The sequence below is a fragment of the Pseudomonas sp. PK-RTE-24 genome, from assembly GCF_054052265.1.
This window is the reverse complement of record NZ_CM133224.1, coordinates 1096080-1110920: the sequence shown is the minus strand read 5'-3', so window position 1 is coordinate 1110920 and position 14841 is coordinate 1096080. Positions and strand designations below refer to the sequence as shown.

General features: G+C 61.4%; 11 protein-coding genes. All 11 read left to right on the top strand.

Annotated features, from left to right (window positions below; all coding sequences use genetic code 11):
- Positions 1–20 precede the first annotated feature (20 nt).
- The 11 genes from ACV8MC_RS04850 (at position 21) to mdoH (ending at position 14660) form a co-directional block, all read left to right on the top strand.
- The gene (locus tag ACV8MC_RS04850; protein WP_130887639.1) at positions 21–989 is read left to right on the top strand and encodes an ABC transporter substrate-binding protein; all 969 of its coding nucleotides are present in this window, start codon (positions 21–23) and stop codon (positions 987–989) included.
- A 70-nt stretch (positions 990–1059) separates the two neighbouring features.
- Complete coding sequence (locus ACV8MC_RS04845) at positions 1060–1911, top strand: ABC transporter permease (protein ID WP_016772087.1); 852 nt, start codon at positions 1060–1062, stop codon at positions 1909–1911.
- Positions 1908–2738: a quaternary amine ABC transporter ATP-binding protein gene (locus tag ACV8MC_RS04840; RefSeq protein ID WP_016772086.1), complete on the top strand. Its 831-nt coding sequence runs from the start codon at positions 1908–1910 to the stop codon at positions 2736–2738. Before ACV8MC_RS04845 ends, ACV8MC_RS04840 begins: the two co-directional genes overlap by 4 nt.
- Positions 2739–2922: 184 nt before the next feature.
- Positions 2923–4446: a histidine ammonia-lyase gene (gene hutH, locus ACV8MC_RS04835; protein ID WP_457264622.1), complete on the top strand. Its 1524-nt coding sequence runs from the start codon at positions 2923–2925 to the stop codon at positions 4444–4446.
- A 116-nt stretch (positions 4447–4562) separates the two neighbouring features.
- A complete protein-coding gene (gene hutH / locus ACV8MC_RS04830) occupies positions 4563–6095 on the top strand; it encodes a histidine ammonia-lyase (protein ID WP_457264620.1) in 1533 nt (510 codons plus the stop codon).
- A 244-nt stretch (positions 6096–6339) separates the two neighbouring features.
- Positions 6340–7545 (top strand): imidazolonepropionase, encoded by a 1206-nt coding sequence (gene hutI, locus ACV8MC_RS04825; protein ID WP_252879280.1) that lies wholly within the window; start codon positions 6340–6342, stop codon positions 7543–7545.
- 10 nt (positions 7546–7555) lie between these two features.
- Positions 7556–8359: an N-formylglutamate deformylase gene (gene hutG, locus ACV8MC_RS04820; RefSeq protein ID WP_457264617.1), complete on the top strand. Its 804-nt coding sequence runs from the start codon at positions 7556–7558 to the stop codon at positions 8357–8359.
- 245 nt (positions 8360–8604) lie between these two features.
- Positions 8605–9576, top strand: coding sequence for a prolyl aminopeptidase (pip, locus tag ACV8MC_RS04815; protein ID WP_056787286.1), 972 nt, complete (start codon positions 8605–8607; stop codon positions 9574–9576).
- The gene (gene dtd / locus ACV8MC_RS04810; RefSeq protein ID WP_236168190.1) at positions 9573–10010 is read left to right on the top strand and encodes a D-aminoacyl-tRNA deacylase; all 438 of its coding nucleotides are present in this window, start codon (positions 9573–9575) and stop codon (positions 10008–10010) included. Before pip ends, dtd begins: the two co-directional genes overlap by 4 nt.
- 305 nt (positions 10011–10315) lie before the next feature.
- Complete coding sequence (locus tag ACV8MC_RS04805; protein ID WP_162098724.1) at positions 10316–12097, top strand: glucan biosynthesis protein G; 1782 nt, start codon at positions 10316–10318, stop codon at positions 12095–12097.
- Entirely contained in the window at positions 12090–14660 is a 2571-nt protein-coding gene (mdoH, locus tag ACV8MC_RS04800; RefSeq protein ID WP_056787293.1) for a glucans biosynthesis glucosyltransferase MdoH, read from the top strand. The genes ACV8MC_RS04805 and mdoH overlap by 8 nt, the downstream gene beginning before the upstream one ends.
- Positions 14661–14841: the final 181 nt, after the last annotated feature.

Here is a 14841-nt window from a genome sequence, read left to right as displayed (position 1 = left end):
TGATTAGGAGCGTCACGACAATGAAATCGAACAAGACCCTGCTGACCACATTGCTGTCCATGGGCCTGTTGGCCAGTGCCGGCGCGACGCAAGCCGCCGGCTGGTGCGAATCGGGCAAACCGGTGAAATTTGCCGGGCTGAACTGGGAAAGCGGCATGCTCCTGACCGACGTGCTGCAAGTGGTGCTGGAGAAAGGTTACGGCTGCAAGACCGACAGCCTGCCGGGCAATTCCATCACCATGGAAAACGCCCTGAGCAGTAACGATATTCAAGTGTTTGCCGAAGAGTGGGTCGGCCGTAGCGAGGTCTGGAACAAGGCCGAGAAGGCCGGCAAGGTCATCGGTGTCGGCGCACCGGTGGTGGGCGCGGTCGAAGGCTGGTACGTGCCGCGTTACGTGATCGAAGGCGACGCCAAGCGCAAGCTCGAGGCGAAAGCCCCGGACCTGAAAAACATCGCTGATCTGGGCAAGTATTCCGCCGTGTTCAAGGACGCTGAAGAGCCGTCCAAGGGCCGCTTCTATAACTGCCCGGCCGGCTGGACCTGCGAGCTCGACAACAGCGAAATGCTCAAGAGCTACGGCCTGGAAAACAGTTACACCAACTTCCGTCCGGGCACAGGCCCCGCGCTGGATGCAGCGGTGCTGTCGAGCTACAAGCGTGGCGAGCCGATCCTCTTCTACTACTGGTCGCCGACTCCGCTGATGGGCCAGATCGATGCAGTCAAACTGGAAGAGAAACCCGGCGTCGACAAGACCGTCAGCATCAAGGTCGGCCTGTCGAAAACCTTCCACGACGAAGCCCCGGAACTGGTCGCCGTGCTGGAAAAGGTCAACCTGCCGATCGACCTGCTCAATCAGAACCTCGGCCGCATGGCCAAGGAACGCATCGAGTCGGCAAAACTGGCGAAAATCTTCCTCAAGGAACATCCTGAAGTCTGGCACGCATGGGTGAGCGACGACGCAGCCAAGAAAATCGACGCGGCCTTGTAGGTCAGGTTTCCCCGGCTGCCAGCCACGGCAGCCGGACGCTTGATCGCAACCCCTTGATTGAGAGTCCCTTATGTTTCCCGAAAGCTTTACCTTTTCCATCGCCGACTGGGTCAACGGTTGGGTCGATTCGCTGGTGACCAACTACGGCGACGTGTTCCGGCATATCTCCGACACGCTGTTGTGGGCCATCGTCAGTCTCGAAGGTTTGCTGCGTGCGGCGCCGTGGTGGTTGATGCTGGCAATCGTCGGTGTCATCGCCTGGCACGCCACGCGCAAAGTCGTGACCACCGCCGTGATTGTCGGTCTGTTGTTTCTGGTGGGCGCGGTCGGCCTCTGGGACAAACTCATGCAGACCCTGGCGCTGATGATGGTCGCGACGATCATTTCGGTGCTGATCGGCATCCCGCTGGGGATTCTCTCTGCACGCAGCAATCGCCTGCGTTCGGTGCTGATGCCGCTGCTCGACATCATGCAGACCATGCCGAGTTTCGTTTACCTGATTCCGGTGCTGATGCTGTTCGGCCTGGGCAAGGTGCCGGCGATTTTCGCCACGGTGATCTACGCCGCGCCGCCGCTTATTCGCTTGACTGATCTGGGCATTCGCCAGGTTGACGGTGAAGTGATGGAAGCGATCAACGCCTTCGGCGCCAACCGCTGGCAGCAACTGTTCGGCGTGCAACTGCCGCTGGCGCTGCCAAGCATCATGGCCGGGATCAACCAGACCACGATGATGGCCCTGTCGATGGTGGTGATCGCCTCGATGATCGGCGCCCGTGGCCTCGGTGAAGACGTGCTGGTGGGGATTCAGACCCTTAACGTCGGCCGTGGCCTCGAAGCCGGGCTGGCGATCGTGATTCTCGCTGTGGTCATCGACCGCATTACTCAAGCGTACGGTCGGCCACGCCACGAGGTGAGCAAATGAGCAACGCAAGCGTGAGCAAGATCGAAGTGCGCAACGTCTTCAAGATTTTCGGCAACCGCGCCAAGGATGCGCTGGCCATGGTCGGCCAGGGCAAGAGCAAGGATCAGGTGCTCAACGAAACCGGTTGCGTGGTCGGCGTGAACGACTTGTCGCTGAGCATCGGCACCGGTGAAATCTTTGTGATCATGGGCCTGTCCGGCTCGGGCAAATCCACCCTGGTGCGCCACTTCAATCGCCTGATCGATCCTACCAGCGGGGCGATTCTGGTCGATGGCGAGGACATCCTGCAGTACGACATGGACGCCCTGCGTGAATTTCGCCGGCACAAGATCAGCATGGTGTTCCAGAGCTTCGGCCTGCTGCCGCACAAGACCGTGCTCGATAACGTCGCCTACGGCCTGAAAGTACGTGGCGAAAGCAAGCAGGTCTGCGCCGAACGCGCGTTGCACTGGATCAACACCGTCGGCCTCAAAGGCTACGAAAACAAATACCCGCACCAGCTCTCCGGCGGCATGCGTCAGCGCGTCGGCCTCGCCCGTGCATTGGCGGCGGACACCGACATCATCCTCATGGACGAAGCGTTCAGTGCGCTGGATCCGTTGATCCGCGCCGAGATGCAGGACCAGTTGCTGGAACTGCAAAAGACCTTGCACAAAACCATCGTCTTCATCACCCACGACCTCGACGAAGCCGTGCGCATCGGCAATCGCATCGCGATTCTCAAGGATGGCCGGCTGATTCAGGTCGGCACGCCAAGAGAGATCCTGCACTCGCCGGCAGATGAGTATGTCGACCGGTTCGTGCAGCGGCGCGCGGCGGTGGTGTGACGCTGAGTGGCCGTCGTGGCGAGGGGATTTATCCCCGTTGGGTGGCGAAGCCACCCCAAACCATGCCACCAAATCTGTCAGGCAGACCGCTGTGACAGGTTTTGCGACTGCTTCGCAGCCGAACGGGGATAAATCCCCTCACCACTGGGTTACCGGCATCAACAGAATTGGTATGAGGTTTTAGATGTCCCAGGCTGAAAAAATCGCTATCACAGGCAGCCCTCTGCGTTGGCAGGACGTGGTCGCCGTTGCCCGGCACGGTGCGCCACTGGAACTGTCCAGCGAAACCTGGGCGCGCATCGATAACGCTCAGGCCATCGTCCAGCGCATCGTCGCCAGCGGCGAGCGCGCCTATGGCGTCAACACCGGTCTGGGCGGTCTGTCCAACGTCTCGCTGCAGGACGAACAGCTCAGCCAACTCTCGCGCAACACCTTGCTCAGCCATGCCTGCGGTGTCGGCCCGGTGCTCAGCGACGAGCATACCCGCGCAATCATCTGCGCCGCGATCCACAACTACAGCCACGGCAAGTCCGGCCTGCATCGGCGTGTGGTCGAGGGGCTGCTGGCGCTGCTCAATCGCGGCATCACCCCGCAGGTGCCGTCGCAGGGTTCGGTGGGTTACCTGACGCACATGGCGCACATCGGCATCGCGCTGCTCGGCGTTGGCAATGTCAGTTATCGCGGGCAGATCATTTCGGCGCAACAGGCGCTGGCCGAAGAGGGCCTGCAACCTGTGCAGCTCGGCGCGAAGGATGGCTTGTGTCTGGTCAACGGCACGCCTTGCATGACCGGCCTCAGTTGCCTGGCGATAGCTGATGCTACGCGGCTGTTGCAATGGGCCGATGTCATTGGTGCGATGAGTTTCGAAGCCCAGCGCGGCCAGATCGATGCGTTCGATGCCGAGATCATTGCGCTCAAGCCGCATCCGGGCATGCAGCAGGTCGGCGAAAATCTGCGTGCATTACTCGATGGCAGCCAAGTGATCGCCGCAAGCAAAGGCATTCGCACTCAGGACGCGCTGAGCATCCGCTCGATCCCGCAAGTGCATGGCGCCGCGCGTGATCAACTGGAGCACGCAATCAAACAGGTGGAAGCCGAACTCAACGGCTGCACCGACAACCCGTTACTGCTCGGCACACCGGACAATTTCCGGGTGATGTCGCAGGCCAACCCGCACGGTCAATCCGTGGCGATGGCTGCGGATCTGCTGGCGATTGCCATGGCTGAAATCGGCTCGATCGCCGAGCGCCGTCTGGACCGTTTGGTCAATCCGCACGTCAGCGGTCTGCCGGCGTTTCTGGTGGCCAATCCCGGGGTCAACTCGGGGATGATGATCGTGCAATACGTCGCCGCCTCGCTGTGTGCGGAAAACCGTCAATTGGCGCAACCGGCGGTACTCGACAACTACATCACCTCGGGCCTGCAGGAAGATCACCTGAGCATGGGCACCAACGCCGCGCTGAAGCTGCATCGCGCGCTGGAAAACTGCACGCAGATCCTCGCGATTGAATACCTGCTGGCGGCGCAGGCGTTTGAATTCCTCAAGGAACAGCGCTTTGGCGTGGGCACTGACCGCGCGTGGAAACTGCTGCGCGAAACGGTCCCCGCCTACGATCAGGATCGCTGGCTGGCGCCGGATATCGCTGCCGCTGCGACCGTGTTGAAAAACCCGAATCTACCGCACAACGTTCTCCCGAATTTGTACTGACAACTACCCATACCAGCGTGCCAAGGCGTGGATCGTTCACAAGACGAGAAACGACGGATAACGGAATGCTCCGGAGCGACTGGTAGTTAATAACAATGCCTAACAGGAGCATTTTAATGACTGCGCTGAACCTGATCCCCGGCCAACTGAGCCTGGCCCAACTGCGTGACGTCTACCAGCATCCGGTCACGTTGACCCTCGACAACAGCGCCAGCGCGCAGATCGAGGCCAGCGTCGCCTGCGTCGAACAGATCCTCGCCGAGAACCGCACCGCCTACGGCATCAACACCGGTTTCGGCCTGCTGGCCTCGACGCGCATCGCCAGTGAAGACCTGGAAAACCTCCAGCGTTCGCTGGTGCTCTCGCACGCGGCCGGGGTCGGCCAGCCGATCAGTGATGACCTTGTGCGACTGATCATGGTGCTCAAGGTCAACAGTCTCAGCCGTGGTTTTTCCGGCATCCGTCGGCAGGTCATCGATGCGCTGATCGCGCTGATCAATGCCGAGGTCTATCCGCACATTCCGCTGAAAGGTTCGGTCGGTGCGTCGGGGGATCTGGCGCCGTTGGCGCACATGTCGCTGGTGTTGCTGGGCGAGGGCAAGGCCCGCTACAAGGGCGAATGGCTTGCAGCCACCGAAGCACTGAAAGTCGCAGGCCTGGCGCCGCTGACTTTAGCGGCTAAAGAAGGTCTGGCGCTGCTCAACGGTACTCAGGTTTCCACGGCGTTTGCCCTGCGCGGTTTGTTCGAAGGCGAAGATCTGTTTGCCGGTGCAGTGGCGCTGGGCAGTCTCACCGTAGAAGCCGTGCTTGGTTCGCGCTCGCCGTTCGACGCGCGCATTCATGCCGCACGTGGGCAGAGAGGGCAGATCGATGCCGCTGCGGCTTATCGCGATCTGCTCGGCGAGCGCAGCGAAGTCTCCGCCTCGCATCAGAACTGCGACAAGGTCCAGGACCCGTACTCGCTGCGCTGCCAGCCGCAAGTCATGGGTGCCTGCCTGACCCAGTTCCGCCAGGCCGCTGAAGTGCTGGCGGTCGAAGCCAACGCGGTTTCCGACAACCCCTTGGTATTCGCCGCTGAAGGCGACGTGATTTCCGGCGGCAACTTCCACGCCGAACCGGTGGCCATGGCCGCTGACAACATGGCCCTGGCCATCGCTGAAATCGGCTCGCTGAGCGAACGCCGCATCTCGCTGATGATGGACAAGCACATGTCGCAACTGCCGCCGTTCCTGGTGGCCAATGGCGGGGTGAACTCCGGTTTCATGATCGCTCAGGTCACCGCTGCGGCGTTGGCCAGCGAAAACAAGGCGTTGTCCCATCCACATTCGGTGGACAGCCTGCCGACCTCGGCCAACCAGGAAGATCACGTATCGATGGCCCCGGCGGCGGGCAAGCGTCTGTGGGAAATGGCCGAGAACACTCGCGGCATTCTCGCCGTGGAATGGCTGGCGGCGGTGCAGGGCCTGGATCTGCGTAACGGCCTGAAGACTTCGCCGAAGCTGGAACAGGCGCGGGCGATCTTGCGCAAGGAAGTGCCGTTCTATGAGAAGGACCGCTTCTTTGCGCCGGACATCAATGCGGCGACTGAATTGCTGGCGTCGCGGTGTCTGACCGAGCTTGTTGCTGGGCAGTTGTTGCCTAGTTTGTAAGCGCTTTACGGGGAGATTTGTATTGTTAGTTAAATCGATCCCCCTCACCCCAGCCCTCTCCCCCAAGGGGGAGAGGGGGAAGGGAGCCGATCTTCATTGTTTTCGCAACGTGAGTTCGGCTGAGAAATTTCAGGTCGGCATATCTCGACAGAACAACACGGTCAGTCCCCTCTCCCTTTGGGAGAGGGCTAGGGTGAGGGGCTTTTGAGGCTGCTCACCATACAAACCCAAACGGAGGCCAACAGTGAAAACCCTCTGGCAACACTGCCACGTCGCAACCATGGCCAACGGCGCCTATTCGATCATCGAGGATGCCGCGATCGTGACGTCCGGCACGCTGATCGAGTGGGTCGGCCCGCGCACTCAATTGCCGTCCGGCGAATACCCGGCGGTCAATGATTTGCAGGGTGCGTGGGTCACCCCCGGTCTGATCGACTGCCACACCCACACCGTGTTCGGCGGCAACCGCAGCGGTGAGTTCGAGCAGCGTCTGCAAGGCGTCAGCTACGCCGAGATCGCCGCGCAGGGCGGGGGCATCGCCAGCACCGTGCGCGCCACCCGTGAAGCGAGCGAAGACGAGTTGTACGCCAGCGCCGCCAAACGCCTGAAAAGCCTGATGCGCGACGGCGTGACCACGGTGGAAATGAAGTCGGGCTACGGTCTCGATCTGGCCAACGAGCGCAAGCTGTTGCGGGTCATCCGGCGCCTGGCCGAAGAGCTGCCGATCAGCGTGCGCAGCACTTGCCTGGCGGCGCACGCGTTGCCGCCGGAGTACAAGGATCGCGCCGACGATTACATCGATCTGGTCTGCGAGCAGATGCTTCCGGCCCTTGCCGCCGAAGGTCTGGTCGACGCCGTGGATGCGTTCTGCGAATACCTGGCATTCTCGCCGGAGCAGGTCGAGCGGGTCTTCGTCGCCGCGCAACAACTCGGACTGCCGGTGAAGCTGCACGCCGAGCAATTGTCCTCGCTGCACGGCTCCAGCCTCGCCGCACGCTACAAAGCCTTGTCCGCCGATCACCTGGAGTTCATGGACGAGGACGACGCGATCGCCATGGCCGCTGCCGACACCGTCGCCGTGCTGCTACCCGGCGCGTTCTATTTCCTGCGCGAAACCCAGTTGCCGCCGATGGAAGCGCTGCGCAAGCACAAGGTGAAGATCGCCATCGCCAGCGACCTCAACCCCGGCACCTCGCCAGCGCTGTCGTTGCGCCTGATGCTGAACATGGCCTGCACCTGTTTTCGCATGACTCCGGAAGAAGCCCTGGCCGGGGCGACCCTTCATGCCGCGCAGGCGTTGGGCATGGCCGATACCCACGGCTCGCTGGAGGTCGGCAAGGTCGCTGATTTCGTGGCGTGGGACATCGAGCGTCCGGCGGATCTGGCCTATTGGCTCGGGGGCGATCTGGACAAGCGCGTCGTGCGTCACGGCGTCGAATCGAATTTCTAGGAGGGCGGTTGTGGACAAGGTTCTGAGTTTCAAACAAGGCCGCGTGCCGCTGCTGATCAGCATGCCCCACGCCGGCGTGCGTCTGACCCCGGCGGTCGAAGCCGGGTTGATCCCCGCCGCGAAGAGTTTGCCGGACACCGACTGGCATATCCCGCAGCTCTACGATTTTGCCGAGGAACTGGGCGCCAGCACCCTGGCTGCCGAGTATTCGCGTTTCGTCATCGACCTCAACCGGCCGTCCGACGACAAGCCGTTGTATGCCGGGGCGACCACCGGGTTGTATCCGGCGACGTTGTTCGACGGCATTCCGTTGTTTCAGGAAGGTCTGGAACCGTCGAAAGAGGAGCGCGCAACATACCTGGAGCAGATCTGGACGCCGTACCACCGCACCTTGCAGGAGGAACTGGCGCGACTGAAAGCCGAATTCGGCTACGCGCTGTTGTTCGATGCGCACTCGATCCGCTCGATCATCCCGCACCTGTTCGACGGCAAACTGCCAGACTTCAACCTCGGCACGTTCAATGGCGCCAGTTGTGATCCGCAACTGGCGAGTCAACTGGAAGCGATCTGTGCGCAGCACGCGCAGTTCACCCATGTGCTCAACGGTCGGTTCAAGGGCGGGCACATCACCCGCCAGTACGGCGATCCGGCGCAGAACATCCACGCCGTGCAGCTGGAACTGTGCCAGTCCACCTACATGGAAGAGTTCGAACCGTTCCGCTACCGCGCCGATCTGGCCGAACCGACGCGGGTGGTGCTCAGGGAATTGCTGCACGGCTATCTGGCCTGGGCAAAATCTCACTACAGCGCCTAACCCCTGTGGGAGCGAGCCTGCTCGCGAAGGCGTCCGTTTGATCGTTCCCACGCTCTGCGTGGGAATGCAGCCCGTGACGCTCCGCGTCACTGGACGCGGAGCGTCCCAAGAGGCGTTCCCACGCAGAGCGTGGGAACGATCAGGCCCCGGAGCATGCTCATTGACGCAAATCGGGTTTATGATGCCCAACGGCAGAATAATACGAGTCCCCCCAGGGATGACCTCGACCCCTTACGGAGCGCGCAATGCAGACTTTGTTTCCGCAGATCAAACCTCACGCCCGGCACGATCTGGCTGTCGATGACACCCATACGCTGTACGTCGATGAAAGCGGCTCGCCGGAAGGATTGCCGGTCGTATTCATCCACGGTGGCCCCGGCGCCGGCTGCGACGCCCAGAGCCGACGCTATTTCGATCCGAATCTGTATCGCATCGTCACCTTCGACCAGCGCGGCTGCGGTCGCTCCACCCCGCACGCCAGCCTGGAAAACAACACCACCTGGGATCTGGTCGAAGACCTTGAGCGCATCCGCAAACACCTGGGCATTGAAAAGTGGGTGTTGTTTGGCGGCTCGTGGGGCTCGACCCTGGCCCTGGCCTACGCGCAAACCCACCCGGAGCGCGTGCACGGTTTGATTCTGCGCGGGATTTTCCTCTGCCGTCCGCAGGAAATCGAATGGTTCTATCAGGCCGGCGCCAGCCGTCTATTCCCGGATTACTGGCAGGACTACATCGCGCCGATCCCGCTGGACGAGCGCGACGACCTGCTCAGTGCTTTCCACAAACGCCTGACCGGCAACGATCAGATCGCCCAGATGCATGCAGCGAAGGCGTGGTCGACCTGGGAAGGGCGCACCGCGACCCTGCGCCCGAACCCGCTGGTGGTCGATCGTTTCTCCGAGCCGCAGCGCGCGCTGTCGATTGCGCGGATCGAATGCCACTACTTCACCAACAACGCCTTCCTTGAGCCGAACCAGCTGATCCGCGACATGGGCAAGATCGCTCATCTGCCCGGCGTGATCATTCACGGTCGCTACGACGTGATCTGCCCGCTCGACAATGCCTGGGAATTGCACCAGGCCTGGCCGAACAGCGAATTGCAGGTGATCCGCGACGCCGGCCACGCCGCGTCCGAGCCAGGCATCACCGATGCGCTGGTGCGCGCGGCGAGCAAAATGGCCCAGCGCCTGCTCGACTTGCCACTCGAAGAAGCATGAAGGCGCTGTTACAGCGCGTACGCGGCGCGCGGGTTGAAGTCACTGGGGAGATTGTCGGCGCAATCGATCAGGGTTTGCTCGTGCTGGTCGCGGTAGAACCCGACGATACGCGTACCAGCGCCGACAAACTTCTGCATAAGCTGCTTAACTATCGAGTATTCAGTGACGCCGAGGGCAAGATGAATCTGTCCCTGGCGGATGTGGGTGGCGGGTTGCTGCTGGTCTCTCAGTTCACTCTTGCCGCCGACACCAAAAGCGGCCTGCGCCCGAGCTTTTCCACGGCCGCACCGCCGGCACTGGGTGAGGAATTGTTCGACTATTTATTGAGCCAGGCGAAACAGGTGCATGGCACTGTGGCATCAGGTAGATTCGGCGCCGATATGCAGGTGCACCTGGTCAACGATGGCCCGGTTACCTTTTTGTTACAGACCTGACAGTGCCTGAAACACCTTTTTCGGAAATTTCGACTGTTTTTAGGCTGTTTTCGCGATAAATACTTTGTTACCCCTGATGCGTTGTCATCCGGGCTACTAGATAATCGCGCGCTGCGGGGATCGACATTCGTTGATCCGTTTTGACTTAGGTAGAGACTTGTCTGGATCCGATTGGGGAATCATTTTGCCCCGGCGGAGTCGGAACAATGCTCGCCAACCTGGCATAAAGATAGCTGGCCGTTGGTTTATTGATCTGTTTTCGGCGAGGGTTGCTCGTGATTGTTAGTCCCTGTAATGCAGCAAAAATGTCTGCCAAACGCATGCGAAGTGCTCTGGTAGCGGGTTCGGCGCTCCTGTGCCTGCTCAGCGCCGGTCAGCTTTGGGCGTTCAATCTTGACGACGTATCGGCCAAGGCCAAAGAGCTGGCCGGGCAGAAGTTCGAAGCCCCGCGCAGCAACCTGCCGAACGAATTCCGCGAAATGAAGTTCGCGGATTACCAGAAGATCCGCTTCCTCACCGAAAAGGCTGAGTGGGCCGATCAGAAGACGCCGTTCAAGCTCTCCTTCTATCACCAGGGTATGCACTTCGATACACCGGTGAAAATCAACGAAATCACCACCAATACCGTCTCGGAGATCAAATACGATCCGAGCCGCTTCGATTTCGGCGATCTGAAATTCGATCCGAAAGCCACCGAGCAACTGGGTTATGCCGGTTTCCGTGTGCTGTACCCGATCAACAAGGCCGACAAGCAAGACGAGATCATGACCATGCTCGGCGCGAGCTACTTCCGCGTCGTCGGCAAGGGCCACACCTATGGTCTGTCGGCCCGTGGTCTGGCGATCGATACCGCGCTGCCGTCGGGTGAAGAGTTCCCGCGTTTCCGCGAGTTCTGGATTCAGCAGCCCAAGCCGGGCGACAAGCACCTGGTGATCTTTGCTCTGCTCGACTCGCCGCGTGCCACTGGTGCCTACCGTTTGATCCTGCGTCCGGGCAGCGACACCATCGTCGACGTCAAGGCGCAGATGTTCCTGCGTGACAAGGTCGGCAAACTTGGCATCGCGCCGCTGACCAGCATGTTCCTGTTCGGCGCCAACCAGCCGTCGAAAGTCCTCAACTACCGTCGTGAACTGCACGACTCCAGCGGTCTGTCGATTCATGCCGGCAACGGCGAGTGGATCTGGCGCCCACTGAACAACCCGAAACATCTGGCTGTGAGCAACTTCAGCGTCGAGAACCCGCGTGGTTTCGGTCTGCTGCAGCGTGGCCGTGATTTCAGCCACTACGAAGACCTCGACGACCGCTACGACAAGCGCCCAAGTGCCTGGATCGAGCCGAAGGGCGAGTGGGGCAAGGGCACTGTCGATCTGGTAGAGATTCCGACCGCTGACGAAACCAACGACAACATTGTTGCGTTCTGGAGCCCGGAAAAAATGCCGGAGCCAGGCCAGCCGCTGGACTTCGCCTACCGCATGCACTGGACCATGGACGAAGCAGCACTCCATGCACCGGATAGCGCCTGGGTGGCACAGACCCTGCGTTCGACCGGTGACGTCAAGCAATCGAACCTGATCCGTCAGCCCGACGGCAGCGTTGCCTATCTGGTCGACTTCGAAGGTCCATCGCTGGCGGCACTGACGCCGGATGCCGACGTGCGCAGTCAGGTCAGCGTCGGTGACAACGCCGAACTGGTCGAGAACAGCGTGCGCTACAACCCGGAAACCAAGGGCTGGCGCCTGACCCTGCGGATGAAGATCAAGGACCCGAGCAAAGCGACCGAAATGCGTGCCGCCCTGGTTCAGCCAGTGGTCACCGCGGATCTGGGCAAATCGGTCCCGGCCTCCAATTCGTCGGTCGCCAAGGCTGACAAGGTTGCCGCCAAGCAACAGGAAAAACTCGACAAGGAAGCCAAGGCCGCCGAAGCCAAACAGGCTGAAGCCAAGCCTGCAGCCGACGCCAAGGACAAGGCCAACAAAGACGCCAAGCAGCCAGTCGCTGCCGACGCGGCCCCAGCCACACCGGAATCGGCGCCGACTGAAGAAGTCCTGACCGAGACCTGGAGCTATCAGTTGCCTGCCGATGAGTAATTCACCAGTACAGCCAGAGACTCTGTCCGAGTATCTGGCGCATCTGCCGATGACCGACGAGCAACGCGCGGAACTCGCGGGTTGCCAGTCGTTCAGCGAGCTGCATGAACGCCTGTCGTCCTCGACATTCGACGCCCCTGCCGAAGCCGCCCAGGCTTCGGTGGGCAAGCGTCTGACCCTGAGCACTGCCGAAGAACTGGCTGAAGCGGAGATGCTGGTGCTCGATGCCAGCGGTCGGGTCAGCCTCAAGGCGACCCCGCCAATCCGCCGCACCAAGGTCGTGCCGGAGCCATGGCGCACCAATATTCTGGTGCGTGGCTGGCGCCGTCTGACCGGGCGCACCAACCCGCCGCAGCCGCCGAAGGACGCCAACGTCCTGCCGGCCGCGCGCTGGCGCACGGTCGGCTCGATCCGTCGCTACATTCTGTTGCTGCTGATGCTCGGCCAGACCATCGTTGCCGGCTGGTACATGAAAGGCATCATGCCGTACCAGGGCTGGTCGTTCGTCGATCTGGAAGAAGTCCTGCATCAGCCGCTGCTGCAAACCGCCACGCAAGTGCTGCCGTATGCGCTGCAAACCAGCATCCTGATTCTGTTCGGGATTCTGTTCTGCTGGGTATCGGCCGGTTTCTGGACCGCACTGATGGGCTTCCTCGAGCTGCTTACTGGCCACGATAAATACCGTATCTCCGGGAAAAGCGCGGGTAACGAGCCGATTCCGAAAGATGCGCGTACTGCGCTGGTGATGCCTATCTGCAACGAAGACGTGCCGCGTGTATTCGCCGGTCTGCGTGCGACGTTCGAATCGGTAGCGGCCACCGGTGATCTGGATCGCTTCGACTTTTTCGTCCTCAGCGACAGTAACGACACCGATATCTGCGTCGCCGAGCAACAGGCCTGGCTGGATGTCTGCCGCGAAGCCAAGGGCTTCGGCAAGATCTTCTATCGCCGTCGCCGCCGTCGCGTGAAGCGCAAGAGCGGCAACCTCGACGACTTCTGCCGTCGTTGGGGTGGTGACTACAAGTACATGGTCGTGCTCGACGCCGACTCGGTGATGAGCGGCGAGTGCCTGACCAGTCTGGTGCGCCTGATGGAAGCCACGCCGGACGCCGGGATCATCCAGACCGCGCCACGTGCGTCGGGCATGGACACTCTGTATGCGCGGATGCAGCAGTTCGCCACCCGTGTGTACGGCCCGCTGTTTACCGCCGGTCTGCACTTCTGGCAGTTGGGTGAATCCCACTACTGGGGTCACAACGCGATCATCCGCATGAAGCCGTTCATCGACCACTGCGCTCTCGCGCCGTTGCCGGGTAAAGGCGCGTTCTCCGGTGCAATCCTGTCCCACGACTTCGTCGAAGCTGCGCTGATGCGCCGTGCCGGCTGGGGCGTGTGGATTGCCTACGACCTGCCGGGCAGTTACGAAGAGTTGCCGCCGAACCTGCTCGACGAGCTCAAGCGTGACCGTCGCTGGTGCCACGGCAACCTGATGAACTTCCGCCTGTTCCTGGTCAAGGGCATGCACCCGGTGCACCGCGCGGTGTTCCTCACCGGCGTGATGTCCTACCTGTCGGCGCCGTTGTGGTTCTTCTTCCTGGTGTTGTCGACCGCGCTGCTGGCGGTGAACACGCTGATGGAGCCGCAGTACTTCCTCGAACCGCGTCAGCTCTATCCGCTGTGGCCGCAATGGCACCCGGACAAGGCCATCGCGCTGTTCTCGACGACCATCGTGCTGCTGTTCCTGCCGAAGCTGTTGAGCATCATCCTGATCTGGGCCAAGGGCGCGAAAGAGTTCGGCGGCAAGTTCAAGGTGACCCTGTCGATGCTCCTGGAGATGCTGTTCTCCATGCTGCTGGCGCCGGTGCGGATGATTTTCCACACCCGCTTCGTCCTCGCCGCGTTCCTCGGTTGGGCCGCGACCTGGAACTCGCCGCAGCGTGACGACGACTCGACGCCATGGAGCGAAGCGGTCAAGCGCCACGGTCCGCAGACGTTGCTGGGCTTCTTGTGGGCGCTGCTGGTGATCTGGTTGAACCCGAGCTTCCTCTGGTGGCTGGTGCCGATCGTCGGTTCGCTGATGCTGTCGATCCCGGTCTCGGTGATCTCCAGCCGTGTCGGCCTTGGTCTGAAGACCCGTGACGAGAGCCTGTTCCTCATCCCTGAGGAATACAATCCGCCACAGGCCTTGCTGGCAACCGATCAGTACACCCACGAAAACCGCTATCACGCCCTCAACGACGGCTTCGTCCGCGCCGTGGTCGATCCTCAGCAGAACGCCTTGGCGTGCTCGCTGGCGACCTCGCGTCACGGCCAGGCCGAGCCGATCGAGTGGCTGCGTCAGGAACGTGTGCGCCACGCGATCAAGGTCGGCCCGGCCGGGCTGAACAACCATGATCGTCTGCAACTGCTCAGCGACCCTGTTGCACTGGCACGTTTGCACGAGCAGGTCTGGGCCGAAGGGCTTGCCGAGTGGCTCGATGCTTGGCGCGCTTCGGTGAAAGCCGATCCGCATGCGCCGTTGCTGCCGCTGCGACCGGTGAGTTTGCAGGCTCAGCCGGCCTGATAAGAGAACCCCGCTGATTCAGCGGGGTTTTTTTATGTCCGCTGATTTGCGAACAAATCCGGATAAAGCCTAAAACCAGTGCATAGCATCCGTCGCCAAATTGGCGCGCCCGTTACCTACGACGCGCAAACAGCGCCGCTGCCTTCGCGAGCAGGCTCGCTCCCACCTTGGAATGCGTTTC

Bases quoted from the DNA above. Each gene is read 5' to 3' on its own strand.
- ACV8MC_RS04805 (WP_162098724.1), top strand. From the start codon at position 10,316: ATGTCTGCCAAACGCATGCGAAGTGCTCTGGTAGCGGGTTCGGCGCTC.
- dtd (WP_236168190.1), top strand. From the start codon at position 9,573: ATGAAGGCGCTGTTACAGCGCGTACGCGGCGCGCGGGTTGAAGTCACT.
- ACV8MC_RS04850 (WP_130887639.1), top strand. From the start codon at position 21: ATGAAATCGAACAAGACCCTGCTGACCACATTGCTGTCCATGGGCCTG.
- ACV8MC_RS04845 (WP_016772087.1), top strand. From the start codon at position 1,060: ATGTTTCCCGAAAGCTTTACCTTTTCCATCGCCGACTGGGTCAACGGT.
- ACV8MC_RS04840 (WP_016772086.1), top strand. From the start codon at position 1,908: ATGAGCAACGCAAGCGTGAGCAAGATCGAAGTGCGCAACGTCTTCAAG.
- mdoH (WP_056787293.1), top strand. From the start codon at position 12,090: ATGAGTAATTCACCAGTACAGCCAGAGACTCTGTCCGAGTATCTGGCG.
- pip (WP_056787286.1), top strand. From the start codon at position 8,605: ATGCAGACTTTGTTTCCGCAGATCAAACCTCACGCCCGGCACGATCTG.
- hutH (WP_457264620.1), top strand. From the start codon at position 4,563: ATGACTGCGCTGAACCTGATCCCCGGCCAACTGAGCCTGGCCCAACTG.
- hutH (WP_457264622.1), top strand. From the start codon at position 2,923: ATGTCCCAGGCTGAAAAAATCGCTATCACAGGCAGCCCTCTGCGTTGG.